Origin of the sequence: Caballeronia udeis (assembly GCF_001544555.2) — a bacterium.
GTDB lineage: Bacteria > Pseudomonadota > Gammaproteobacteria > Burkholderiales > Burkholderiaceae > Caballeronia > Caballeronia udeis.
The window spans coordinates 56,807-81,872 of sequence record NZ_FCOK02000004.1 but is presented as its reverse complement, the minus strand read 5'-3'; the positions used below and the strand labels follow the sequence as shown (position 1 = coordinate 81,872).

The window sequence follows — 25,066 nt, the reverse complement described above, 5'->3', positions numbered from 1 at the left end:
GCAGCGTTGAAGATCAGGTGCGCTGCAAGCGCTTCGAGAGATCGGCTACCAGGATTGCCATGCGTGCCGGTTTCTCGAAACACGTGACGTTGTATCGCTGGATGATGTCGCTGATTTCCGATTCGCTGGCCTTGCCGGTCGTCAGTTCGCCCGTCAATACGAAGATGGGTGCATCCGGATTATCGGAGTTGCGCACGGCACGGATGGCATCGGCCGAGGTGTGCGCGCCGAACAGCCAGTCGATCACCACCGCGTCGAACACCTGCGTCTGCAGCGCTTGCGAAAACCCTTCCAGACCGTACAGCGCGACCGCTGTGAAACCGCTGCGCTCGAGGTAGTCGTGCAGGTTGTCGGCGGAGGTCTGGTCGTCGTCCACGACGGCGATCAGCGGCTTGTCCATGTCCGTGCGGCGGGGCTGGATCTCGATCTTGTGGACATCGTGGGCGGCGTGCAGCAGCACCCCTTCATGCGTTGTCACGAGCCAGCGGCCGTTCATGTTTTGCGCAATGAAATCCGGGCGGCTACCCGGGTCGAGCGCTTCGCCAATCCACGCAACGCACGGAATCTCGATAGCGCCAAGCATCAGGACGGCGTCCTGGGCAGTGCCTTCCGTGTCGTCCACATCGGCGTTCTTCGCGTCGAAGAGCTGCAGTGCAGGCTCGCCGAAAGCTTCGGCTACGCGGCGGATCTGCGCGAGGGTCCACGGGCTGTTGCCGCGTAGCTTTCGATGTCCTTGCGAAAAACTGAGGTCGAGGATACGGCACAGTTCAGCGGTCTGCTGCCGCTTGCCGATGCCGTGACGATTCATCAGGTCGCGTACACGCTGCGCGACTGCGAGGGAATCAGAGGATGAGGTTTCTGTAACCATGCTGCCTGTGGACCGGTAAGAGCGCGTGGTGGGGTTGAAGACGGTGACGCGGTATGGCGTGGATGGGGCTGTATTGTAGGCGTAAGAGGGGGCTTGTTCGAAAACTCTTGAGAAGATAAAGAGGCCTTTCGCAAGAGACGTGCGATTTGTTTCCAGTCGAGGAAGCACGGCGCTGGCCGATTCGCACGTAGCAAACGTTCTCGTGCAACGTATGACGGCATGAAGCCGTCCAAAGCGACATGAAGCAACATGCAATGCGTCTGACAGACAAACATAAACGCGCAGCAAACCGGATGCCCGCGTCGACTTCCTGATTCTTACCAGATTCCAGAAGTATTGCTCCACCGCCAAGGGAATTATTCGTACGATCGTTCGCATAGAATCTTCTCCAGATCCACTGACAGGGTCGGATAAAAACGGAGGAGACATGAGCATGCAGATACGAGCGCTGGGCGTGATAACCGCGATGGCCGCGTTGTTGATCAGTACCGCCGCGCATGCGCAGAGCGCGGGCGACGTGGTCGCGAACCTCGGCTGGTTTCATCTTTCGCCGCAGGATTCGAGCAAGCCGCTGACCGTCAGCGCGTTGGGTACGAGTACGACAGAAACAGGTACGGGAGCATCTGTCGACAACGCGGACACGTTCGGCCTGACGGCGACCTATTTCATTACCGATCACATTGCCGCCACGGCGGTGCTCGGCGTGCCGCCCAAGTTTGATCTGTCGGGCAGCGGAACGCTCTCGCCACTCGGGCAGATCGGGACGGCTTATGAATGGAGCCCGACCCTGCTGCTGAAGTACTACTTCAATGACGCGCAGAGCCGGCTGCGGCCCTATATTGGCGCCGGGGGATCATATGTCTGGTATAGCGGCGTGAAGTTGAGTCCGGCCATGTCCAGCGGCAGTTTCCTGTATTCCTCAACCTATGGGACCGCACTGGAAGGACCAACGACAGTGAAGCTGAGCAGTTCGTTTGCGCCGGTCATCAACGCCGGGCTTTCATATAACATCAACAAGCATTGGTCCGTCGATGCCTCGCTGTCTTATATGTGGCTTTCAACCCGCGCCACGCTGACGACCCAGTCGAAACTGGGCACCGTGACGAGCAGCCCCAAGATCAAACTCGACCCGATCATCTCGTTTGTTTCCATCGGCTACCGTTTCTGACCCAGGGGTTTAACCCGGGGTGCCGACCGTGACCGGATCGAGCCAGAGTTCCTTGCGCTCGACCGGCACCCACGGGGGAAGAAAGGGGTTTTTCAACTCGATCAGGACGCGTCGTTCCAGATGCAGGCCGGCCACGGCCTGCGCAAAATTCTTCTGGAACAGCGCGTCAAAACTTCCATCCTTGCGCATGGCCTCCAGCCCGTCCCTGATTCGCTGCGCGATCATCGGGTAAGACTTGTTGACGTAGAAGAATTGCGCATAGGAATACCGGATCAGCAGGTGAGTCTCTATGGCCATGTCGGGGTACTGCGCGTGAAAAGAAATGAGTTCGGGCGTGATCTCGAGAACCCCGCGCGGGAACAGGTCAAAGCGGCGATGGGCCAGCATCGGGAACAGCAGGTTGTAGTGGCTCGACGTGACCAGGGGAATGCCGTTGAACCGGTACACGGGCACGTCGCCCCGGTCCTGACCCTGCCCGACGCTCAGGAGACGAAGGCCCTGGAGGTCGTTGACTTCGTTGATCCGCGCCTGGTTGTCGCGCCGGATCAGCGCGACCCGATAACCGAGCAAACCTTTGTCGATAGGAATGGCAATCGGAATGGCCTGCGCGTTGAGGTCGGGGTGACCGGGATCGCTCGCGATCACATTGATCAGCCGGCCCGATATCACCTCCTCGATTTCGCGCTGTGTCGACATTGGCTCGGAGTATGCGTCTATAACGTACGGTCCGTAAGCGGGGATCGTATGGTCCAGCGCCGCAATGAGAAAGTCCCAGCGCCTTTCCCGAACGACTTCGTCCGCCACGCGAAGGATGCGGATATGCATGGCCGCATCCTTCGAGTCGCCCGCTTGGGCCGCGGCAATGCCGGTCATTGAAAGGCTGGCCACGCTCGCCAGCAACGCGGCGCCGGCCAGGGCACGAACGCCGGCTGTCCAATCGCTTCGCATGTGCCTTCTCCTGACGGGTCTCGTGGCGCGGGCGCCGGGACAGGCAAGCGGTATCTTCCTTACAGGCGCTCATGCATCATTGCCTGCGGACAATTCTTCCGAATCCAGGGCTCCCTTCGGGGGAGTCGGCCAATTCTGCCGGTAGCCGGCCTGACCCCTTCCACGCATCAATCAGGAGCCCACGGGCACATACTACTTCCCGCTTCGTCTTAGGAGCACTATGCTTTCTACGGCAAAGAGAAATGAACATTCAACGCACGACGAACGTTTGAAACTCTGACTTGGAGGAAGGCTAGTGGAACTCGAATCCCGTACTTTGGGACGTGTGACGAAGCGACTCGTCCCGTTCCTGATTCTCTGCTATTTCATAGCGTACCTGGACCGCGTCAACGTCGGCTTTGCTGCGTTGCAAATGAACAAGGACCTTGGGTTTTCTTCAAGCGCCTTCGGCTTCGGCGCCGGGATCTTCTTCATTGCCTATTTCTTTTTCGAAGTTCCGTCCAACCTCCTGCTGGAGAAATTCGGCGCGCGCCGCTGGATCGCGCGGATCATGTTCACCTGGGGCATCCTCGCCGGCGCAATGGCGTTCATCCCCGACATCTCGCGGTTCACTGGCATGTCGGCGGCGCACGTGTTCTACACCCTGCGGGTGCTGCTCGGAATCGCCGAAGCGGGCTTCTTCCCCGGCATCATCTTCTTCCTGACGTTGTGGTTTCCAGCGGCGTACCGGGCTCGCGTGGTCGGCTACTTCATGGTGGCGATCCCGCTGTCCACCGTGATAGGAGCACCCATCTCCGGCGCGTTGCTCAACCTCGATAAACTCGCGAACCTCGCCGGCTGGCAGTGGGTTTATCTGATTGAAGCGTTGCCGGCCCTGTTCCTGTCGTTCGTGGTCCTGTTTTATCTCACCGATAAACCGGCCGATGCAACCTGGCTTGCAGCAGACGAACGCGACTGGCTGGTGACACGGCAAGCACAGGAGCGTGCGCAGCGGGAGGCCGTGCGTTCCTTCAGCGTGCGGGAAGCCTTGTTCAACCCGCGGGTCCTGGCTGTCGCGCTTATTTACTTCGGCGCCAACGCAACCAACTACGGCCTGAGTTTCTTCCTGCCGCAGATCGTCAAGGGATTTGGCCTTGGCAATGTCCAGACGGGGCTGGTGACATCGCTGCCGTATGTTGTCGGTGCGTTCAGCATGATCCTGTGGGGACGCCGCTCCGACCGCAAGCTCGAACGCAAGTGGCATGTGGCAATCCCGCTGCTGGTGGCAGCCGGTGGGATCGCGGCATCAACCGCACTGGATGATCCTGTGCTGAAAATGATCGCGCTGTCAATTGCAGGCTTCGGCATCTTCGGCTGCCTGCCGGTGATCTGGACGCTGCCCGCCGCATTTCTTTCGGGGGCGGCCGCAGCGGGCGGCATTGCCGCGGTGAACTCGCTCGGCAACCTGGCCGGATTTTTCGGACCCTACGCCATGGGGTGGATCAAGGACAGTACCGGCAGTTTCGCCGCCGGCTTGCTCTGCCTGTCAGGAGCAGGACTGGTCGGCGTTGCGGCGGTCCTGCTGCTTCGCCACGATACCGCTCTGGAAAACGCGCCCGGTCCGCTTGTTGAAGAAAGCTCCGGGCACGCTTAAGGGCGTACGCCGCGCTTGGCCCAACCGCGCAAACTCACCCAAACCACCCAAACCAGGATCAAGGAGCCCATGCGCGTGGGTTCCTTACGCGCCCACGCGGGGCACTGCCTTGCCGCCGTCGCCCCGCAACATTCCCTGCCTCCGCTGCATTTTTTTTTCCGCATAAGGATTTCCTGACAGGGAAATCAGCATACGTCCCGGTTCAATTTCCGCGTTTCCTGACTGTGCGAGACGGGTCGCCCGCCTAGAATTTGAAGCATTGAAATGGGTCTTTCCGGTTATCCACCATGATTCCGTATTTGTCCGAGCGCGAAAACGCGGTGGAGCATATCCACACTATCTGCCTGCGCTTGTTCGATTCATGGTGTGAGAACAGGAACGTCATTCCGCTCGCGTACCTGATGCATTGCTGGCCCCTGATCAACAGCGGTCCCATATCGATCAGACGTTTGGCTGACACCATGTGGGAGCTGCGTAAATTCCACGCGGAAACGCTCGACGGTGACGAGTCGGGCGTGCTGTGCGATCTGGCCGATTGCATTGACGAGATCCTGGGGAACTCGTTCGGCCCGTTTAATATCGCTGCAAACGGCTAGGCTCGCACCAGGTTTTGTTGTTGGGGTGAACTAAATGAATTTGAAAGCTTGAGGGCATCGGTTGTTCCCGTTCAAGTCCTCCGGCTGTCTGCTCAAGTGCTTCCAGGAAACGCATACGGAAGTGGTCGTCTCAGCCAGTTGATTCCAGTCCGCAGCGGGCGCGTGCGATGAGGCGCAACGCCGGTCTGCTCACTTAAACCATCTCAGTACCGACGGTAGGCAACACGCCTGGCCGTCCGCCCGATGAACTCACGGTAACCGTCATTCGACAACGAGTGCGGATTCGAGAAAACGAGAATCAGGGCACTCGCGGGGAGATATGGTTCCCAACACGTTCAGCGCGCCGTGGAGTTCGCTGGGCCGCTTTCGCCACAGTGTGGTCCTGCGGCTGCTCGCGACCGTCCTGTTGTTCAGTTGCGGGGTCACGCTGTTGCTGACCGCGCTTCAACTCTACGGCGATTATGAGCGCGGAATCGCGCTCATCGAAGGCAGGCTGTCGGATATCGACCAGAGTTATCGCGACAGTCTCAGCGAGGGCTTGTGGCGCCTTGACCGGCGGCAACTGCAACTCGAACTGGATGGCATGCTTCATCTTGCCGACATTCGTGCAGCCGAGGTGCGCGAGACCGGCTCGATCGCCTCGCCCCTGGTGGTGAGCGCCGGCAAGCGGATGAACGATGCAGTCATATCGCGGGAATTTCCGATCTCGTACCGCGTTCACGGCACCCAACGCGTGCTCGGCACGTTGTATGTCGAGGCGACGCTCTCCGATCTCTATGGCGCGCTGGCGCAGACAGCGCTCGTGATCCTGGTGAGCCAGGCGGCCAATACGTTCCTCGTTGCGCTGTTCATCATCTATATCTTTTCGCGGCTGGTTACGCGGCACCTTGCCGCTATCGCGCGGCTTGTCGGCCGCTACGATTTTCGCGAGTCGCCGCGCCCGTTCGCCCTGCAGCGTCGGCCGCCCCGTCGGGCCGACGAACTCGATCGCGTGGTCGCCGCATTTCACGCAATGGGGGTACGCCTGCACGTTGCCTATCTCGACGAACGCAATGCCGCCATGCAACGCGAGGCGCTACGTTCGGCCGAAGCAGCGAACCGCGCGAAGGGCGAATTTCTTGCCAATATGAGCCATGAGTTGCGCACGCCGCTGAACGGCATCCTGGGCTATGCGCAAATCCTGCAGCGCGACAGCGCGCTGAACGAGCGGCAGCGCGCGGGCGTGGCCGTGATCCAGCGCAGCGGCGAACATCTGCTGACGCTGATCGACGACACGCTCGACTTCGCGAGGATAGAAGCAGGCAAGCTGCGGCTTGAGATCGTCGACGTGGCACTGCCGGGCCTCGTGGATGCGATTCGCGAGATCATCGGCGTGAAGGCGGAGGAGAAGCAGCTCGACTGTCTCTGCGCGATCGCGCCCGATGTGCCGGACCGCGTGCAGGCCGACCCGCGGCGTTTGCGGCAGGTGCTGCTCAACCTGCTGGCGAACGCCGTCAAGTTCACTGATACCGGCAGGGTGAGCCTGCTTGTCACGCGGACCGCTGCCGGCGCAGTACGGTTCGAAGTGCGCGACACCGGAATAGGTATTCCACCGGACCAGTTGCGAAGCGTTTTCGAACCGTTCGAACAGGTTGGCAATCCCGAGCGCCGTGCCGAGGGCACCGGACTCGGGCTCGCCATCAGCCGGGAGTTCGTGCGGGCGATGGACAGCGAGATCCACGTCGAGAGCGAAATCGGGCGGGGCAGTCTCTTCTGGTTCGAGCTGATGCCCGCCACGACGTTACGCTCCGGTCCTTCCCGGGAACCGGCTGCACGCGTTGCGAGCGGCTACGAGGGGCCGCGCAGGAAGGTGCTGGTCATCGACGACGTGGCGGTCAATCGCACGGTCATTGGGGAATTGCTGCGCCGGCTCGGTTTTGAAATCGTGGAGGCGGCGAACGGTCGCGACGGACTGGAGAAGGCCCAAAGCGAGCGCCCGGCACTTGTCATAACGGATATTGTAATGTCCGGCATGGATGGCCTCGAGACCACGCGGCGATTGCGTCAGACACCCGGGCTCGCCGACGTGCCGATCATCGCGGTGACCGCCAGCCCGTCCGGTGTCGACGAGAGAAGGAGCCTCGCGGCCGGCGTGAACGCGTTCCTTCCCAAACCGGTCGATTTTGGCCTGTTGCTGGCGAGGATCGGCACATTGCTGAAGCTTGAGTGGACCTATGCGGCCAGGGGCCATTCCCCGCCGTGTCCATGTCCCGATATGCCGGCTGCCGTGCCGGCGGCGCAGATGGATGAGCTGCATCGTCTTGCGCGGCTCGGCAACATGCGCGACATCATTGCCTGGGCCGACGGTATTTCATTGATCGATCCGCAGTGCGAACCATTTGCAGCATATCTGCGCGGGCTGGCGAGGGGTTATCAATCGAAGGCAATCCTCCGGCTGGTCGAGCACTATCTTGAAGCGAGGCCGGCGCCATGAATGAGACAAGCGCCAGCCCGGACGCGGACGTCAGCGAGCCGCCAACCATCCTTATTGTCGATGACATGCCGGCCAATCTCGGTCTCGTGGTCGACAGCCTCGCCGACCGGGGTTTTCGCGTGCTGGTGGCGCTCGATGGCGTGGAGGCGCTTGAGCGCGCGCAGTTTTCACAACCAGACCTGATCCTGCTCGACGTGAAGATGCCCGGCATAGACGGCTTTGAAACTTGCCGCCGGCTCAAGATGAACGAACAGACGCGGGATATTTCGGTGATCTTCATGACGTCGCTGACCCGCATCGAGGATCTGATCGAGGGTTTTGCCGCAGGCGGCGCGGACTATGTGACAAAGCCCGTCCGGGTCGACGAAATGATGGCGAGGATCGGCACGCATCTGTCGCTACGTGCAATGCACAAGCAGCTTGTCGCGCAGAACCGGCAGTTGTCGAACGAGGTGAGCGTGCGCCAGCAAGCCGAAGCAGCGCTGGCTCGCGCGCGCGACGAACTCGAGGCGCGGGTCGCGCAACGCACCGCGGAACTGGCGCGGGCGAATGCAAGCCTGCGGCTGGAGATAGAGGAGCGCAGGCGAGCGGAAGCCAGGCTGCTGTCGAGCGAGGCCCGTTTCCGCAACATCGTGGAGACCAGTCCGCTGCCGTTCTGCATTACATCAATGCCGGACGGCACGCTGCTCTACATGAACGAGCCGTTCCGCAAGCTGTTCGGTCTCCCCCTCAAGGCCTATGCGGACATTCGTGTTATCGATTTCTATGTGGACCCCGCTACGCGAGACAGGCTTGTGCGGCAGTTGCGCATGCTCGGGGCTTTTCGCAACACCGAAGTCCATTTCAAGCGGCCGGACGGCAGCACATTCTGGGCAATCCTGACCGCCCGGGTGGCGAGCTTCGACGAAGCGCCTGCTATCTATGTCGGCCTTAACGACGTCACCGCGCGCAAGCTGGCCGAGGGGAAATTGCGCGCGAGCGAAGCGAGCCTCGCGAACGCGCAGCGGCTTGCCCGGCTCGGTGACTGGGAGTGGGATACGACGGCTGGCGTGATTCATTGGTCTGACGAGATGTATCGGATCCTTGGATTGGCGCCGCGTCTTTCGCGGCCGACCTACCGCACGTTTCTGGCGGCCGTGCATCGAAACGACCGGCCTCTGGTTCGCCGCGCCGTACGGGCATTGCTGGCCGAGCGGCGGCCTTACGGCCTGGATTGCCGCGTAAGCGGCGCCGATGGCGTGGTGCGGATCGTCCAGTTCCAGGCGGAGGCGATGCCCGGCGCCGAGACCCAGCCGCTAAAGCTGGTCGGCACGATCCAGGACATTACCGAGCGCAAGGGTATCGAGCATGAACTCCTGGAGTCGCGCGAACAATTGCGCGAGTTGTCCGCCTATATGGAAGCGATCCGCGAAGAAGAAAGAAAACGCATTGCGATGGAAATTCATGACGAACTCGGGCAGTTGCTGACCGCCCTGAAGATGGATGTCTCGTTGCTGAAGATGCGCCTGGCCGACGACTCGGGTGCCGCGAAAAAAGCCGACGACATGCGCGAGCTGGTTGAGAAGACGATCTGGATGGTGCGCAACGTCGCGAGTCATCTGCGGCCTGCCGCGCTCAACTTCGGCATTGTGTCGGCGCTGGAATGGCTGGTGGAAGATTTCGGCCGCCGCAAGGGTCTTTCCTGTCAGCTCTGGATCAACGGCCGCGAGCCGGTTCTTGAAGATGCCCATGCCACGGCGGTGTTTCGTATCGTTCAGGCGTCGTTGACCAACGTTGCGCGCCACGCGGGTGCGTCGCGTGTTGACGTAACCTTGACCAGCACCGGGACGGCGCTCGATCTCTATGTCAGCGACGACGGCTGCGGTTTCGATCCGGCGGCCGCGCGCAAGGGGTATTCATACGGACTCCTCGGCATGAGCGAGCGTGCCCGTTTGATTGGTGGATCTCTGCGAATTGACAGCTCGCCTGAAACAGGGACGGTGGTGTCGATTCACGTGCCGCTGGATGGCGGAGCACGCTCATGATCAGGATCCTGATAGCCGACGATCACGCCATCGTGCGCAGCGGATTGAAACAGATCATTGCGACGACAGAGGACATTGTTGTCGCGGGCGAAGCGGCGCAGGGCGCCGAGGTGATCGAGAAACTGCGCACCTGCCAAGTCGATCTCCTGCTGCTGGACATGACGATGCCCGGAATCAGCGGCGTTGATCTGATCCGGCGGGTGCGCACCGAACACCCTGTGCTGCCGGTCCTGGTGCTCAGTATCCACAATGAGGCGCAGGTGGTCGCGCGTGCGGTGCGCGCCGGCGCCACGGGTTATGTCACGAAAGACAGCGATCCCGACATCCTGCTTGCCGCCATTCGCAAGCTGGCCGGCGGGGGCCGCTTCATGGATCCGAAGCTTGTCGACGTCATGGTTTTCGACACCCACTCCATGGACGCCGCGCCGCACAAGATCCTGTCGGACCGGGAGTTCCAGGTGTTGCACTTGCTGGCGGCGGGCAAGAGCATCAACGCAATAGCCGATGTGCTCGTGCTGAGCGCCAAGACCATCAGCACGCACAAGATGCGCCTCATGCAAAAACTCGGTATTGAAAACAACGCCGAACTGATCCGGTATGCGATCAAGCATGGTTTGACATCCGAACGAGATCGGTCGTAAGGATATTCCGACAAGAAAAGCAGCAGCGCCTGAGGCCATAATCCGTCTCTCCCGACGGACAAGAAATTGTGGTGCTCCTAGCATGGTCCTATGGGCTGAAGATGGGCTGAATAGCAAACCACGGAGAGTCTTATGGTTGCGCCGGAGCAGTCGTTGCGTGTACTGGTTGAAAAATGGCTGGGCGCAGTGAGCGCCGGGCACCTGCACGTGCGCGCCATTCATCGTATCCGTGCAGGGCGCCGCCGGTGCGTCTGCGTTGAAGTGGAACGGATCTCCGGCTCCGCAACCAACGCTTTCACGCTCTTCTTTTTTCGCCACGATGACGGCGCCTGGCACATCTATCCGCCCGAAACCGTACGCCCTGCCATGAGTCTCGGACGGCTGGCCGCTTGAGCGGGGACGGATAGTCGCTCTCCGCCAAAATCTAGAAAAAACCGACACCCCGGCGAGCGCCCCGTACAAGCACTTCAATGCGCCGCGTGGACTAACATCTCAGACAGGCTGCGTCGACTCTCCGCAGGTCCTGATCTCTCAACCGTTTCAAAGGTCCAGGAGCCCGGGCGCAACACCGCCGCGTGTCGAAAAAGGATGCCGGTGCGATGTTGTCTGAAGAAATGCCTTTATTAAATGTTCCGGGAAATGTGCGCGTCTGCATATAGGAAATTCTTCTGCTCCCCGAAGCTTGGCGAGCATCACGATGGCGAGTTGAGATCCGGTTATACCCGCATAGGGCGCCGAAGCCCAACACCTGAAACCCATTTCTGTGAGAGATCATCCGATGAAAGCAGACTTCACCCGTACCGGCGAACTCAAGAACATCGCCAGCTATCCGAAATGGCTCCAAGAGGTAGTCAGGGATTGCGAAGAAGCGAAGCGAGAGGTTGTCTATCACCCGCTCTGCAAGGCCATGAAGGACGCGACGCTCGATATCGAAAGTACGCATCGTTTTCTAATTGGCTTCTTCCCGGTTATTGAGCAGTTTCCGCAGTTCATGGCGTCGAACCTGATGAAAGCACGGTTCGGTAATTCACATGGCGAAGGGATGGCGCGGTCCTACCTCATCCAGAATATCCGGGTTGAGAACATGCATGCCAAGCATTGGCTGCAGTGGGCGGGAGCGAGCGGCCTTGAGCTTGACGACCTGTTGTCGCAAGAGGTGCCCAGCGAGATGCATGCGCTCGCGCACTGGTGCGGGCATGTCAGCCTTACCGACGAACTGGCGGTAGCGGTGGCGGCAACGAACTATGCAGTGGAAGGCGCGACGGGTGACTTCTCGTGTTTCGTCTGCTCTGAAGAAACCTATGCGCTGACCTTTCCGGAACCGATTCGCAAGTCGGCGATGCGCTGGCTCAAGGTGCACGCACATTACGACGATGAGCACCCGTGGGTCGCGCTGGATATCGTGGCCACGTTGCTGGGGACCAATCCGCCGGTGGAGTCGATCAACAAGATCCGCGCCGCCATTCGCAAGAGCTACGACTATATGCGCATGACGCTTGATTACGCGTATGGAACGCCGAAGCCGCTGACGGTACGTGCGGTGGAAGAAGAACCGGTGGCGGCCTGAGCGAGCCCCGCATGAGTGGTTGACTAGCGGCGCCGGTCATCGAATGACAGGCGCTGTTTTTTTATGGGTGAGTGCCAGTCGATCTGGCGTGACTGATGCAATAGCTGCGCAATAAAGCGTTGCCGCGCCAGGATGTGCGTTGTCCTGACTATGTACTTCCGCCGTGCTCTAGGCGCCTTTCTGTTCGCGTGAATCGGCGCCTGATGTCAGCGTCGCAGGTTCCTTGCTGAGGAGCGCCACCAGCAGCGCGGCAAGCGGCACGCAAAAAGCGAGTACCGTTGTCATCAGGCCGTTGGCCGAGCCCTGTGTGAACAGCGGAACAAGGATCGCGATCGCCGGCCCCAGGGGCAGCATCACGAGCAGGTACGCGCTCCAGCTCAGCCCTCTTTTGCCTGCAATCGCGGCGACTATTGCTGCGCAGACGCCGTACAGCAGAAAGCCCGTTATGGGTTGCATCGTGTTCCCCGGATTTACGATTTAGCCAAAGTGTATCGACGACGAATACGGGGACCAACGAGAAAATCCTCTGATGTGTGCGCTACATCACAAGCAAAAGAGGGCAGCTTGAACGGGGTGCGTTCGCGCACATAAAACAGCACTGTAAAGGGGCTTGATAGGGGAAATGAGGTGCTTGTTCAACGGTCAACGTTGCGTTCTTACGTACCCTTATCTTCGCTTACACGCTCTTTTTTACCGATTACGCGGCCGTGCCACATTGCCTCCCGGTTCTCGCCGTAACGTGGCCGGCGAACTGCGGGAACATACTCGTCGCTCTGGTCGGGATCACCGGCAGTGAGCCGCCACATAACGAGCGTGTTGGGACCTGCATGCGCCTCGGCTGTGCGCTGAACGATCCGTAAGCCGTTGCCTTGTGCGAAGCGGGTCAGCAGGAACGCGTCCGCGTACGTTGTCAGGCCGGCGACGGTGTTGCCGGACAAGCTGGCCAGGGGCATCAGGTGTTGAAACCACAGCACCCCTATATCGTTTCCCATCGGCACGAGGTGCGCACCCCTCGTGCGAGATCTGAAAGCAAAAGCACGGCTGTCGGCCACGCGTTCATCGAAGACGATGATGAGCGCGTGGTCACACTCTGATCGCTGGTCCGATAACGTCGTCGATCGCACTATTGCCTGCGCGGGCCAGGACATTGGCCCACATGCCGCAGCCAGGGAAGCAGCCTCGATGAACTCACGCCGGCCGGTTTTCATCTGTCGCGCTCCTTGATCCTCTTCGGCCAGATCCCTTGTTTTCCAGGCGACAGGATGCCGTTTGGATCGAGCGCTTCCTTGATGGTCTCGCTCATGTGCATCAACGCGTGATTGTTGAAATCGTACTGGGACGCAGCGAGATCCATGAACGCGAGGTGGGTCCTGTATTGACCATAACCCGCCGCGCCGAAGTCGTTGATCAATGTCTTGAGCAGGTCGCCCGCAGCCTGCGCTTGAGCCGGATCGTCACTGTTGAAGATGGCTGCAAAAATGTGATGCATGCTGCGCGGGCCTGCGGTAAAACCGCCGTAATAGTCGAAGCCATACCGCGCAGCCTGCTCTTTTATCATTCGATACTGCCGCACCGCATCGCGGCCGAGCGGCGCACAGATGGGCGAGAAATCGATGTGCGCGCCCGAGCCGCCGCGCCAGTTGAGCAGGTTGAATGCGTCGAGATTAGGAATGCCAACCTGGCTGCGATCGCCGCCCCCTTCGGGTTTGTCGCCGGCAGGCTTATAGGGCGACTCGATCAACTCCGCATCCTTGATGGACACGAAGCGCTGATGGATGACATCGCGGCGCGCTTTCACCAGCGCTTCGGGACCATACAGGCAGAAGCGAAGATTCCAGCGTCCTATGCCAAGCTTGCGCGCCATGGTCTCTATGGCGGCGTCGGGCATGGCGCCAGGACCGTCATACCACTGCTTGCGTGCCGACGCGCCCGCAGCCCAGCGCACCGCACTCTCGATGACGGCGTTGCTTTGGATCGTGTCGTCGAGTTTCAAGGGACGCAGCGTCTCGACAATGCTCTCGATATCGGCGTCGTGTCTGAAGGTGTAGCGGCACAGCATGTAGCCTTCGGGCTTCGGCATCAACCAGATGCCGAGCTTGGTCACAATGCCGAAGTTGGACTGCATGAACATGGTGTCATAGGAGGGACCGAAACCTGCCTTGAATACCTGCCAGTCCTGGCTGCCGTTCATCGCGCCCATGCCGGTGCGTATGATCTCGCCGTTCGCGAGCATCACTTCCATCCCGCACTGCATGGCCGCGTGATCGCCGTATGGGGTCGTGCCGAAACCGCGCTCAAGCGTATTGCCAACCACGCTGCCCCAGCCGGCGGCGGCCGGGTCGAGCCACAACGCCATGCCGCGCGCCTGAAGCGCCTGATAAAGATCGTAGTAGCTGACACCCGGTTCGACCAGCGCATAACCGAGCGTCTCATTGATCTCGATGACGCGGTTCATGCGCTGCAAGTCCAGTACGACGCTGCCTCTGAGCCGGGGTGCTGCGCCGCCATAAGCGAAGTTGCGTCCGGTCGATACGCTCCACAACGGCACTCCATACCGGTTCGCCACGCTCAGCACGGCACGAAGCTGTTCGACATCCGAGACCATTACGATGGCCGACGCTTCATGAGCGTGCGCGTCCCCCGGCGCGAACGGATCCAGATACGGCTTCGCCGCACCGTCTCCCGCAAGAACGGCGTTCTGGCCCGCGATTACCCTGAATGCTGCAAGCACCTGCTGGAAATCAGACTCCAACATCCCGGGAGGACGCGGCGGATCGCTCATGTTCCGGGTATCCGGAACACCTTCATAAACGCGATGCTTTCAATAGACTTCAATTGGGCGAGCTCGGGTGATATCGGGTGGTTTCAATACCCGCCGCTGCTGCTCCCGCCTGAGCTCGACCCTGAGGCTGCGCTATCGGTCTGGCATCCGGCCAGGGAGACTGCGAGCGAGATGGTCAGAATAGCCAGCAACGCCGACGCAATGCGTTTGAAGTTCATTTGGTTTCCCCATGAGAGTTTTGGACGAGCGCGCAAAAGCGTCAAGCGCGATATGCGGCACTCATGAGCTAAACGAACCAGCGTGGCAAATTATTCCCTTCGTGTTTGACATCGTGCATATGCATCGCCAATGCGAGCGCACGAGGTTCGCATCCATGAGCGGAAGTCAGGACGGATTCATCGGGAGATCAAGCCTGCGAGCGCTGTCAGGATCGTCATGATTGTCTGGATTGTCAGGATTGTCAGGAACGAAGGCCGACGCACCGCGCCTTTGTCCGCCTGACAAACCGCTTAATCGCGCCATTCGCCGGGCAGCCGCCCGCACGGCTTTCTTGCTGCGAAACGCAAACACTCCCCAGCGCGAATTGGCAATCTGCGCGCTCCAGGCTCCGGTAATGTTATTGCGGCTCCAATAAGCTTTGAAGCGTTCGGCGCCCACGCCGAAGTCTACGTTCAGGCGTTGTTCGAATGCCCACTTGATGACGTGTTCAACGACAATTGAGCCGGGGCCAAAGCGGGCATACCGGTCATCGAAACTGGCAATGAGGCCGTCGACGCAGGTCGTGCCCACGCCAACCACCGTTGCCGCGACCGGCGCGCCATCCAGGGTGACCACGAACAGGCGGCCCATGGCGCGCCCGTTCGCCGGACAGAGCAGATTGACGAGAAAGTCCCGGTAGTGCGACGAGTCGAGCCACTCGCCCCTTTTTCCGACCCGATCGCCCCACGCGCGTTTGCGCGCCAGAATCCAGTCGACCAGCGCGGCGTTTTCGCGAGCGTCGCCGGGCTCCGTCACACGTACGGCAAGCTGGCCTTCTTTCGACAAGCGACGTTCGAGCGCACCCGGTTTTTTCCCGCTCATCGTGCCCAGCGTCTTGCAAAACGCGTCCCATTCGGTCTCGTCGCGGAGCTTCGCAAATGCGGCAACGGTGCGTGCAGCAATCATCACATGGCGTTCGCGTGACGCGACAGCGTGCAGGTCGGAGCCTTCGTCCACATAGGGTAATTTAATGAAGTCAGCGCCGCAGCGCGTGAGCGCCGTCCGCCACGCGCCGGCAATCAGAGCGGGGGAGTTGGGGCTATCGGCCATGAGCACCCTCGTGTAGTCCCCGGCTTCAGGACTGAGCGGGCAGAGATAAGTCCATAGCAGCCGCCGGTAGGTCACGAGCGGCCAGACCATTGCCAACTGCCCGTTCTCACGATGCACGATGCAGCAGAGCCGTCTGCCGCGCGGCTTGGCGACATGTTGCCAGGCCAGCCAGCACACGTTGAAGGACTGGCCGTACTGACCGTGCGCGCGTGACCAGAGATCGTCCCATTCGTGCTCTAAAGCCCGCAAGTCGTCTTCGTTGCTCACGATCTCAAACTGACAATCTGCCTGGTTCATGGTGTCTCGGGTAAATAAACGCCGCTGTCCGCTCTTGCCTGCCGGCGGATGCGGCCGGTCTGACAAGAAGTCGGAAGTCAAACGATGGGTAGGGCAGGAATTGATACGGGGTCATGGTGCCGGTTGTCGACGCCGCGCGATGTTCGACAGCACACAATCGTATGAGGAAACGGACGAGCGGCTGCATGACGGCAAAACTTAGTTCAGGAATCTCAAAACTAATTGTTTTATTTTCAGGATTTTTTGCCGCCCAGGCTGTATGCGACATTGTTTTCACAAGAACGGCGCCGTGCCGGTCCCACGATCCAAACTCTGCCAATGCAACTGGACATCTTTCGTTCGCTCTGGGGCCATCGAGGCGACCGGCGCACTACCTTCAGCGAAGTCCGCGAGGCGGGCCTGGCCGGTATCGAGGCCCGCCTGCCGCCGATGGCGGACGAACGTGCCGCGCTGGCGCGGGACCTGGAGGAACACGAGCTCGACTACATCGCCATTGTCTTCACCGACAACGCGGTGTTGCCCGACCAGCGTGCGACGCCTGCCCAACACCTGGAGGACCTGGATCGCAAGCTCGGGTTCGCTGCGCAGTTATCTCCGCGTTTTATCAACGTGCTGGCGGGCAACGACCGCTGGCCGCTCGCGCAGCAAGCCGAGTTCTTCGGCAACGCGCTTGAGTTGGCGAAAAAACATGAGCAGTTTTGCAGTTTCGAAACGCATAGGGCGCGCTCCCTGTATAGCCCGTGGGTCACGCTCGACCTGATCCGGCAGGTGCCCGGCTTACGCTTCACCAGCGACATCAGTCATTGGGTCGTCGTATGCGAACGTCTGCTGGATGACGCCGAGGACGACCTCACGCCGTTCATTGAGCGTGTGCATCACATCCAGGCGCGCGTGGGTTATGACCAGGGGCCGCAGGTGCCGCACCCCGCCGCCGCCGAATATTCTTTGCCGCTCGCTTTTCATCAGGACCACTGGGCAGCCGTCTGGCGTTCGCAAGCGGCGCGCGGCTACCAGACCACGACCCTCACACCCGAGTTCGGACGGGACGGCTACCTGCATCACCTGCCGTTCACCGACGTTCCGGTCGCCGATCTGTCCCAGCTCAACGAGTGGATGGTGCACGCCGAGCGCAAGCATTTCAGTCAGATCAATTTCAGTCAGATCATGGACTCGCACTGACCCCCAGGAGCCAAACGCGATGCAAGCGAACCACGCCGGCGAAGCTGCGCCGGATAAAAATTTCACATCGATTCCGGTGATCGACATCTCCGGCCTGTTCAGCGACAAGCTGGCGGATCGCCAGGCTGTCGCCGACGAGCTCGGGCAAGCCGCCCGTCATGTCGGGTTTCTTTATATCTCCGGTCACGGTATAGAACCCGCGGTGATCGACGGCCTGAGGCAGGCGGCCAAGGATTATTTCAGGCAGCCTGTCGAGAAGAAGATGGAGCACTACATAGGCACGTCGGACACCCACAAGGGGTTCGTGCCCGAGGGCGAAGAGGTCTATGCGAAAGGCAAGCCCGACCATAAGGAGGCGTTCGACGTCGGCTTTGAAGTTCCCGCCGACGATCCCCTGGTTCTCGCCGGGACCCCGTTGCTCGGACCGAATCACTGGCCCGCGCTCGATGGTTTCAAACCGGCTGTGCAACGCTACTACCAGCAGGTGTTCGCGCTTGGGCGGGTGCTGTTCCATGGCTTCGCATTGGCGCTTGGGCTGCCCGAAGATCACTTCGACGCGCTGGTCACGCGGCCGCCCTCGAAGCTGCGCCTGATCCATTATCCGTTCGACGGCGCGGCGCAGGATGCGCCCGGCATTGGCGCACATACCGACTACGAGTGCTTCACGATCCTGCAAGCCGACGCGCCCGGTCTCGAGGTGATGAACGGCCTGGGCGAATGGATCGATACACCGCCGCTGCCGGGGACATTCGTGGTGAATATCGGCGACATGCTGGAGGTGATGACCTCCGGCGCGTTTGTTGCCACCGCTCACCGCGTGCGCACTGTGCGCGAGGAGCGCTACTCGTTCCCGCTGTTCTATGCATGTGATTACCACACGCTCATCAAGCCGCTGCCGGCCTTTGCGAAGGAGGGCGACGAGTACGAAGAGATCGCGATTGGCGAACACATGTATGGGCAGGCGCTGCAAACCTACACCTACCTGCGCCAGCGGGTGGCGGAGGGACGTGCGACGCTGCCCTCGCGTGCGCGCAAGCCGTCAAGCTTCGGACACCTGAAAAAAGCCGGTCAGCCAGGCTGATCGCCACCCGGGCAACTGAGTACGTTCATCAACATCACACCCCTTCTTCGAGCGGAGTCACACGATGATTTTCAAGCCTGACACCAAGCGCTTCCTGATCGCAGTCGCGACTGCCGCCCTTGCCGGCGCATGTGCCATGAGCAGTGCGTTTTCACAGACGCCGGCCAACGCCGTTACCCTGACGCCCGGCCAGTTCAAGGTTGGCATGGAGATCACCTACCCGCCGTTCGAATCCTACGACGGTGACAAGGTGGTGGGCTCCGATCCCGATTTTTCACGGGCGCTTGCCAAGCAAATCGGTGCGAGCGCGAGCTTCGTGGACACCCGTTTCTCCGGTCTTATCCTCGGCCTGAACGCACGTCATTACGACGCGGTCATTTCCGGCATGTACGTCACGCCCGAGCGTGTAGCACAGGCGCAGGCGATTCCTTACGCGCAAACCTCGGCCGCCATCATGGTAGCCGCGAGCAGCACGGTCAAACCCAAGACGCCTGAGGAATTGTGCGGACTGCATGTGGGCCTCGAGCAGGGCACGACGTGGGTAGCGCAACTGCAAGCGTTGTCGAAGGACTATTGCAAGGCGAACGGCAAGGGCGAGATCACGGTCAGCGAGTACCCGTCGGCGCCGGAGGTATTGCAGGCGCTGCTCTCGAATAACGTGCAGGCGCAGATGGAAATTGCCGGAGCGGCGCATGCACTGGCCGCCAAGTCGTCAGGGCGCGTGGTGGTGGTGCAGTCGCCGCACCTGATCTATCCGCAGACGCTGGGTATCTACGTGAGGAAGGATGACACGGCGCTCTACGACACGCTCACGAAGGCATTCGACGCATTGAAGAAAAACGGCGAGTACGAAGCCATGCTCAAGAAATACAACCTGTCCATGCCGCCCGCCAAGTCGTCCTGACTTGTCCTGAATCGTCCTGAATCGTCCTGCGTCGACCTGATTCCTGGCGACACCTGATCCGCGCACCGCGTCCGGCGAGAGGCACTCATGCACTACGATTTCCCCTACCTGCTGTCGCTATTTGCGTTGCCGGCCTTCTGGCAGGCGTGCGTGACCGTGGTGGAACTCAGCGCGCTTTCCTGGCTGACAGGTCTCGTGCTGGGCTTCCTGCTGGCGTCGGCCAAACTGTCCAGCTCGCGCTGGCTTGCCACGCCGGCTGCCGTTTACATCTGGTTTTTTCGAAGCGTTCCGCTGCTGGTCCTGGTCGTGTTCGTCTATAACCTGCCGCAGCTTTTTCCCGCTAGCGGCGTTGCGTTGTCGCATCCGTTCTTCTCCGGTTTTGTCGCATTGGCGCTTACGGAAACCGCTTATATGGCGGAGATTCATCGCGGCGGATTGTTGTCCGTGGCTAAAGGACAGCATGAGGCGGGCGTGGCGCTGGGCATCCGGCCGTTCGGTTTGCAAAGGCTGATCGTGATTCCGCAGGCGCTTCGCATTGCGTTGCCGACGCTTATCAACGAGTTCATTACCTGCGTGAAACTGACGTCGCTGATCTCGGTGATATCGCTGAGCGAGCTGTTGCTGGTCGGGCAACGGCTCTATTCGCAGAACTTCCTGGTGATGGAAACCCTGTCGGCCATCGCTATTTATTATGTGCTGATCGTCACCGTCTTCGGCTGGTTGCTGCAGTATGTCGAGCGTCGCCTTGATCTTTCGAAGCGCAAGCCCGAAACGCTCGCGGCCGAGCAAATAGCGGCGCTGCGCACGCGGCTTGTGCCGGTCGCGCCGCCTGACGCCGGCCCGGACGGCAAGGGTGCGCCGCATGCGTTGTTGCTGAAGAACCTGCATAAGCGCTACGGCGAACATGAGGTGCTCAAGGGCGTTGACCTGGAGGTCAAGGCGGGCGAAGTCATTGCGGTGATCGGACCATCCGGCTCGGGGAAGACTTCGTTGATTCGTACGATCAACGCGCTCGAGCCTATTGATGAGGGCGAGATCATCCTGTTCGGCAAGACCTTTATCTCCGCGGCTGACAAACCTGATATCCGGCGCGTGCGCAATGGTGTGCGGCATATCGGCATGGTGTTCCAGAGCTTCAATCTATTTCCGCACCGGACCATCCTGGACAACGTGACGCTCGCGCCGAATTATCACGGCCGTGGCAAGCGCGCGGATGTGTCCGCGCGGTCGCTGGCATTGCTCGACAAGGTGGGGCTGCTTGCGCATGCGTACAAGTATCCGCATCAGCTTTCGGGCGGGCAGCAGCAGCGCGTGGCAATCGCGCGGGCGCTGGCGATGGACCCGGCCATCATGTTGTTTGACGAGCCGACGTCCGCCCTTGATCCGGAGCTTGTCGGCGACGTGCTCAATGTGATTGGCGAGCTTGCGAAAGAAGGGATGACGATGATTATCGTCACGCACGAGATGGACTTTGCGATGTCGATTTCGGACCGGATTGTTTTTATGGAGAACGGCGTAATCGAGCTCGATGCCGCACCCGATGCGATCAGGCATCAGGATGGCGCGGAACGCGTGCGGCGATTTATTGGCGTAACAAGGGAAGGGGCGCCGGCGCACGTGGATCAGGGCGTGTCGGTTGCGCTGGGGTCCTAGGCGAACGGAAACCCTCAGCGCCCAAGATGCCCCTTCAACGTGTCGCGGAATTTCTGGATCAAAGGTTCCTTCGAGCGCCCACGCCTGACGATCAATGCAAACGGCGCCTGATAGCCGAACCCTGCCGGCGCGAGAGCCCGCAAACGTCCGTTGTCGACCCAGGCCTGCGCGTAATGCTCCGGGAGGAAACCAATAAACGCACCGGACAGGATCAGGATCAATTGTCCTTCCATACTGTCCACCGTCGCTTCGCTCCGCTTGAACCCATGCCGCGCCAGCTCAGTCTGACTCCAGTACGCGCGCCCGACCATCCGCTGCTGGCTGATCGTTTCCAGCGGGATATGGCGCTCATTAAAGAGCGGATGGCTGTCGCTGCAATACAACCAGTGCTGCTCACGATAAAGCGAATGGTAGATCAGCCCGTTCATGCGCAACTGAAACGCGCCGATTGCCAGGTCAAGGCGATTGCCCAGCACGCTAAGCTGCAATTCATAAGGGCTTTGCACATGCAAATGCAGATGCAGCGCCGGATGCTCGCGCGTAAATGCGCCGATGATGTCGGAGAGCGGCAACGCTTTATCGCTGACCGTGGAATCCAGCACACCAAGCTTGATATTGCCGCGCAATTCTCCGCGCAGCCCGGCGGCGTAGCGCTCGAAACCGTCCACCTCGCCAAGCAGCCGCAACGCTTCCTGATGGAATTCCTCGCCCTTTGGCGTCAGGCTGAAACCGCCGCGTCCGCGATGACACAGCACCACGCCCACGAGGGACTCCAACTGGCTCATGTAGGTGCTGATGGCGGACGTGGACAAGTTGAGTTCCTGCTGCGCGGCAGCAAAACCCTGGTGCCGGATCACACAGGTAAAAATGCGCAGCAGGCGTGCTTCAGGCAAAACAGTGGCCACATCGGACTCCATCGAATACGGTAAATGCCGGCAAGCGAACGGCCGGTGCCAAGGGTGGCGAAGCAATGCCCCCGGCCCGGACGGGCCAATACTTTAGAAATAACTGAACTAAATATTTCGCACCAGCACTTTGTCGGAGCGCCGGTGAGCGCCAGAATTCAATCCAGACTGTTCGACGAATGAATGTGAGGAAGTGCCATGGAAAAGATCTTTCATCAGCCGCTTGGCGGTAATGAAATGCCGCGCTTTGGCGGCATTGCCACAATGATGCGCTTGCCGCATCTCACCTCGGCCGCGGGCCTGGATGCTGCATTCATAGGCGTGCCGCTGGACATAGGCGCGTCGCTGCGTGCCGGTACCCGGTTCGGCCCGCGCGGCATTCGCGCCGAGTCCGTCATGATCCGGCCTTACAACATGGCGACCGGCGCCGCTCCATTCGACTCGCTTTCAGTGGCCGATATTGGCGACGTGCCCATCAATACCTTCAATCTGCTGGACGCGGTGCGCATTATCGAAGAGTGGTATGACCGCATCCTCGAGCATGACGTGATGCCGCTGACCCTGGGCGGCGATCACACCATCACACTGCCCATCCTGCGCGCGTTGCATCGCAAGCATGGCAAGATCGGCCTCGTGCATGTGGACGCGCACGCCGACGTCAACGACCACATGTTCGGCGAGAAAATTGCCCACGGCACGACCTTCCGGCGCGCGGTGGAGGAGGGCCTGCTCGATTGCGAGCGTGTGGTACAAATCGGCTTGCGCGCGCAGGGTTATACCGCCGACGACTTCAACTGGAGCCGCCGGCAAGGCTTTCGCGTGGTGCAGGCGGAGGAGTGCTGGCACAAGTCGCTCGAACCCCTGATGGCCGAAGTGCGGGCCAAGGTGGCGGGCGGGCCGGTCTACCTGAGCTTTGACATCGACGGTATTGATCCCGCCTGGGCGCCGGGCACCGGCACGCCCGAGATTGGCGGGTTGACGACCATCCAGGGTATCGAGATCATCCGTGGTTGCCATGGGCTGGACCTGATCGGAGGCGATCTGGTCGAAGTGTCGCCGCCCTACGATACGAGCGGAAACACGTCGCTGCTGGGCGCGAACCTGCTTTATGAAATGCTGTGCGTGCTGCCGGGCGTGCAGCGCCGATAAGCGTCGATAAGGCGCCAGGCCCCTATCAAGTTCCAAGCTGCGTCATCAGGAGGAAGGAGCACATCATGGAAACGACTACTACGCCGATCCTGGGCGCCGAACAAAAGGTCCGCGAGGACCTGGCGGCGCTGTATCGGCTGATGGCGCATTTCCGCATGACGGACATGATCGACACGCACATTACCGCGCGTTTGCCGGGCGCGAAACCCGCGTTCCTGATCAACCGGTATGGCGTGTTGTTCCACGAGATGCGCGCCTCGGACCTTGTGAAGATCGACTACGAAGGCAAGGTGATCGACGAGCGCGCACGCGATACGCCCGAGCTCTTTATCGTGAATGAGGCCGGCTTCACGATTCATTCGGCGGTTCACATGGCGCGCGAGGACATTGCGTTTGTCATCCATACGCATACGGCTGCGGGGACCGCCGTGTCGGCGCAAGAGCAAGGGCTTTTGCCTATCAGCCAGCATGCGCTGAAGTTCTACGGCAAGCTGGGTTACCACGACTATGAAGGCATTGCGCTCGACCTGGGCGAACGCGCGCGCCTGGTCGCGGATCTCGGCCCGCACAAGGCGATGATCCTGCGCAATCACGGCCTGCTCGCGGGCGGTGCGACCGCTGCGCACGCGTTCCACGAGATCTACTTCCTGGAGCGCGCTTGCCAGGCGCAGGTTCAGGCGCTGGCTGGCGGCGTGCAACTGCGGATACCGCCGGCGCATGTCCGCGAACTCACCGCGCGGCAGTTCGACTCCGAAGGTGCGGACGCCATCATTGAACTGGCATGGCAAGCGGCGATGCGCCTGATAGCCGACAACCTTCCGGACTACCGGTCCTGATCCGCAACAGCTGCATGACCGGCTGCACGACGAAGAGCGTCGTGCGCCGGTATCCCTTGATCGCCTGTCGCGTCAAGCGTCACTCTTCAAGCCACTCATGACCAAGCTCGTTCTCATCAGCCGCGACTACGACATGTCCGCGCTTGCGCCCGCGATTGTTGCCGCGGCGCCCGAACTGCAGGTCCATTCGTTCGGCGCGCCCGATGCCGGCGATGCGCAGGTCGCCGTGTGCTGGAATCCGCCGGCGGGCGCGTTGCGCTCGCTGCCCAATCTCCGGCTGATGCATGGCATTGCCGCGGGTGTCGACAACATCTTGTGCGATCCCCATCTGCCGGCCGTACCGTTATGCCGCGTGGTCGATCCGTATCAGGCGCGCGCCATAAGCGAATTTGTCATGTGGGGCGCGCTGCATTTTCATCGGCAGTTCGATCAGGTGCTCGCGAATCAGCGGCGTGGAGTATGGCGGGTGCCGGAGCAAACACTCGCCAGCGATTGCACGATCGGCGTGATGGGCCTGGGTGAAATAGGCGCGCGGGTTGCCATCGATCTGCTGCACGCGGGTTTTACGGTGAAGGGCTGGGCGCGCAGTGCAAGGACGCTGCCGGGCATCCAGTCATTCAGCGGCCGGGACGCGCTGCCGGCGTTTCTGTCGGGTGTCGATATCCTCGTGTGCCTGTTGCCGCTGACCGGCGAGACACGCGGTCTGTTGAACGCGGAGGTGCTGAGGCAATTGAACCCGGGCGCAAAACTGATTCACGTAGGCCGGGGCGAACATCTGGTGATGGACGCATTGCTCGCGGCATTGTCCGACGGATATCTGGGCGGCGCGATCGTCGATGTTTTTCCCAACGAGCCTCTGCCACCCGATGATCCGCTTTGGTGTCATCCGAAGCTCATCGTCACGCCGCACATGGCGGCGATCGCGAGCCTCGAAACCATTGGCTTGCAGATTGCCGAAAACGTGCGGCGCCTGATGCGTGGCGAGCCGCTGAACAATCAGGTGGACGTGGCGCAGCGGTAGCGAAGGTCAAAAACGGTAAAGCCCGTTGAATAT

At 60.7% G+C, this 25,066-nt stretch carries 23 protein-coding genes; 15 read left to right on the top strand and 8 right to left on the bottom strand.

Features of this window, described 5'->3' with window-relative positions; genetic code table 11:
* Positions 1 to 13: 13 nt before the first annotated feature.
* Positions 14 to 868 carry a helix-turn-helix domain-containing protein gene (locus AWB69_RS04630; protein WP_062082666.1) on the bottom strand — a complete coding sequence of 285 codons (855 nt, stop codon included), beginning with the start codon at positions 866 to 868 and terminating at the stop codon, positions 14 to 16.
* Positions 869 to 1,301: 433 nt separating this feature from the next.
* On the opposite strand from AWB69_RS04630, the gene AWB69_RS04625 reads away from it, so the two are divergent.
* Positions 1,302 to 2,036, top strand: coding sequence for an OmpW/AlkL family protein (locus tag AWB69_RS04625; protein WP_062082935.1), 735 nt, complete (start codon positions 1,302 to 1,304; stop codon positions 2,034 to 2,036).
* 9 nt (positions 2,037 to 2,045) lie between these two features.
* Here the strand turns inward: AWB69_RS04625 and AWB69_RS04620 are convergent, their stop codons facing one another.
* The gene (locus AWB69_RS04620; RefSeq protein ID WP_062082664.1) at positions 2,046 to 2,984 is read right to left on the bottom strand and encodes a type 2 periplasmic-binding domain-containing protein; all 939 of its coding nucleotides are present in this window, start codon (positions 2,982 to 2,984) and stop codon (positions 2,046 to 2,048) included.
* A 295-nt stretch (positions 2,985 to 3,279) separates the two neighbouring features.
* Between AWB69_RS04620 and AWB69_RS04615 the strand changes: the two genes are divergently transcribed.
* From AWB69_RS04615 to AWB69_RS04585, 7 genes are all read left to right on the top strand, one after another.
* The gene (locus AWB69_RS04615; RefSeq protein WP_062082662.1) at positions 3,280 to 4,617 is read left to right on the top strand and encodes an MFS transporter; all 1,338 of its coding nucleotides are present in this window, start codon (positions 3,280 to 3,282) and stop codon (positions 4,615 to 4,617) included.
* A gap of 287 nt (positions 4,618 to 4,904) precedes the next feature.
* The gene (locus tag AWB69_RS04610) at positions 4,905 to 5,213 is read left to right on the top strand and encodes a hypothetical protein (RefSeq protein WP_062082660.1); all 309 of its coding nucleotides are present in this window, start codon (positions 4,905 to 4,907) and stop codon (positions 5,211 to 5,213) included.
* A gap of 319 nt (positions 5,214 to 5,532) precedes the next feature.
* Complete coding sequence (locus AWB69_RS04605) at positions 5,533 to 7,686, top strand: hybrid sensor histidine kinase/response regulator (protein WP_062082659.1); 2,154 nt, start codon at positions 5,533 to 5,535, stop codon at positions 7,684 to 7,686.
* Positions 7,683 to 9,710 carry a hybrid sensor histidine kinase/response regulator gene (locus AWB69_RS04600; protein ID WP_062082655.1) on the top strand — a complete coding sequence of 676 codons (2,028 nt, stop codon included), beginning with the start codon at positions 7,683 to 7,685 and terminating at the stop codon, positions 9,708 to 9,710. The genes AWB69_RS04605 and AWB69_RS04600 overlap by 4 nt, the downstream gene beginning before the upstream one ends.
* The gene (locus tag AWB69_RS04595; RefSeq protein ID WP_062082652.1) at positions 9,707 to 10,351 is read left to right on the top strand and encodes a response regulator; all 645 of its coding nucleotides are present in this window, start codon (positions 9,707 to 9,709) and stop codon (positions 10,349 to 10,351) included. Before AWB69_RS04600 ends, AWB69_RS04595 begins: the two co-directional genes overlap by 4 nt.
* 132 nt (positions 10,352 to 10,483) lie before the next feature.
* Positions 10,484 to 10,744: a hypothetical protein gene (locus AWB69_RS04590; protein WP_062082649.1), complete on the top strand. Its 261-nt coding sequence runs from the start codon at positions 10,484 to 10,486 to the stop codon at positions 10,742 to 10,744.
* A gap of 385 nt (positions 10,745 to 11,129) precedes the next feature.
* Complete coding sequence (locus AWB69_RS04585; protein ID WP_062082647.1) at positions 11,130 to 11,918, top strand: TenA family transcriptional regulator; 789 nt, start codon at positions 11,130 to 11,132, stop codon at positions 11,916 to 11,918.
* A gap of 168 nt (positions 11,919 to 12,086) precedes the next feature.
* Here the strand turns inward: AWB69_RS04585 and AWB69_RS04580 are convergent, their stop codons facing one another.
* From AWB69_RS04580 to AWB69_RS04560, 5 genes are all read right to left on the bottom strand, one after another.
* Positions 12,087 to 12,374, bottom strand: a complete 288-nt coding sequence (locus AWB69_RS04580) for a hypothetical protein (RefSeq protein ID WP_062082646.1) — start codon at positions 12,372 to 12,374, stop codon at positions 12,087 to 12,089.
* Between the two features lie 200 nt (positions 12,375 to 12,574).
* Positions 12,575 to 13,126 (bottom strand): hypothetical protein, encoded by a 552-nt coding sequence (locus tag AWB69_RS04575; RefSeq protein ID WP_062082644.1) that lies wholly within the window; start codon positions 13,124 to 13,126, stop codon positions 12,575 to 12,577.
* Positions 13,123 to 14,700, bottom strand: coding sequence for an FAD-binding oxidoreductase (locus AWB69_RS04570; protein ID WP_062082642.1), 1,578 nt, complete (start codon positions 14,698 to 14,700; stop codon positions 13,123 to 13,125). Before AWB69_RS04570 ends, AWB69_RS04575 begins: the two co-directional genes overlap by 4 nt.
* Positions 14,701 to 14,783: 83 nt before the next feature.
* A complete protein-coding gene (locus tag AWB69_RS50270; RefSeq protein ID WP_257026244.1) occupies positions 14,784 to 14,918 on the bottom strand; it encodes a hypothetical protein in 135 nt (44 codons plus the stop codon).
* Between the two features lie 166 nt (positions 14,919 to 15,084).
* Positions 15,085 to 16,305, bottom strand: coding sequence for a GNAT family N-acetyltransferase (locus AWB69_RS04560; protein WP_063977745.1), 1,221 nt, complete (start codon positions 16,303 to 16,305; stop codon positions 15,085 to 15,087).
* A gap of 318 nt (positions 16,306 to 16,623) precedes the next feature.
* Between AWB69_RS04560 and AWB69_RS04555 the strand changes: the two genes are divergently transcribed.
* The 4 genes from AWB69_RS04555 (at position 16,624) to AWB69_RS50265 (ending at position 21,122) form a co-directional block, all read left to right on the top strand.
* On the top strand, positions 16,624 to 17,484 hold the full coding sequence (locus AWB69_RS04555) for a sugar phosphate isomerase/epimerase family protein (RefSeq protein ID WP_062082933.1): 861 nt from the start codon (positions 16,624 to 16,626) through the stop codon (positions 17,482 to 17,484).
* A 19-nt stretch (positions 17,485 to 17,503) separates the two neighbouring features.
* Positions 17,504 to 18,565: an isopenicillin N synthase family dioxygenase gene (locus AWB69_RS04550; protein ID WP_062082638.1), complete on the top strand. Its 1,062-nt coding sequence runs from the start codon at positions 17,504 to 17,506 to the stop codon at positions 18,563 to 18,565.
* Between the two features lie 64 nt (positions 18,566 to 18,629).
* A complete protein-coding gene (locus AWB69_RS04545; protein WP_062082636.1) occupies positions 18,630 to 19,469 on the top strand; it encodes an ABC transporter substrate-binding protein in 840 nt (279 codons plus the stop codon).
* Between the two features lie 87 nt (positions 19,470 to 19,556).
* Entirely contained in the window at positions 19,557 to 21,122 is a 1,566-nt protein-coding gene (locus tag AWB69_RS50265; protein WP_062082634.1) for an amino acid ABC transporter permease/ATP-binding protein, read from the top strand.
* 14 nt (positions 21,123 to 21,136) lie between these two features.
* Here AWB69_RS50265 and AWB69_RS04535 read toward each other — a convergent pair whose 3' ends face one another.
* Complete coding sequence (locus tag AWB69_RS04535; RefSeq protein ID WP_156528737.1) at positions 21,137 to 22,027, bottom strand: LysR family transcriptional regulator; 891 nt, start codon at positions 22,025 to 22,027, stop codon at positions 21,137 to 21,139.
* 198 nt (positions 22,028 to 22,225) lie between these two features.
* Here AWB69_RS04535 and speB point away from each other — a divergent pair, with 198 nt between their 5' ends.
* The 3 genes from speB (at position 22,226) to AWB69_RS04520 (ending at position 25,033) form a co-directional block, all read left to right on the top strand.
* Positions 22,226 to 23,176 (top strand): agmatinase, encoded by a 951-nt coding sequence (speB, locus tag AWB69_RS04530; RefSeq protein ID WP_062082629.1) that lies wholly within the window; start codon positions 22,226 to 22,228, stop codon positions 23,174 to 23,176.
* 65 nt (positions 23,177 to 23,241) lie between these two features.
* Positions 23,242 to 24,012 (top strand): class II aldolase/adducin family protein, encoded by a 771-nt coding sequence (locus tag AWB69_RS04525; RefSeq protein ID WP_062082627.1) that lies wholly within the window; start codon positions 23,242 to 23,244, stop codon positions 24,010 to 24,012.
* Positions 24,013 to 24,109: 97 nt separating this feature from the next.
* Positions 24,110 to 25,033: a 2-hydroxyacid dehydrogenase gene (locus tag AWB69_RS04520; RefSeq protein ID WP_062082625.1), complete on the top strand. Its 924-nt coding sequence runs from the start codon at positions 24,110 to 24,112 to the stop codon at positions 25,031 to 25,033.
* Positions 25,034 to 25,066: the final 33 nt, after the last annotated feature.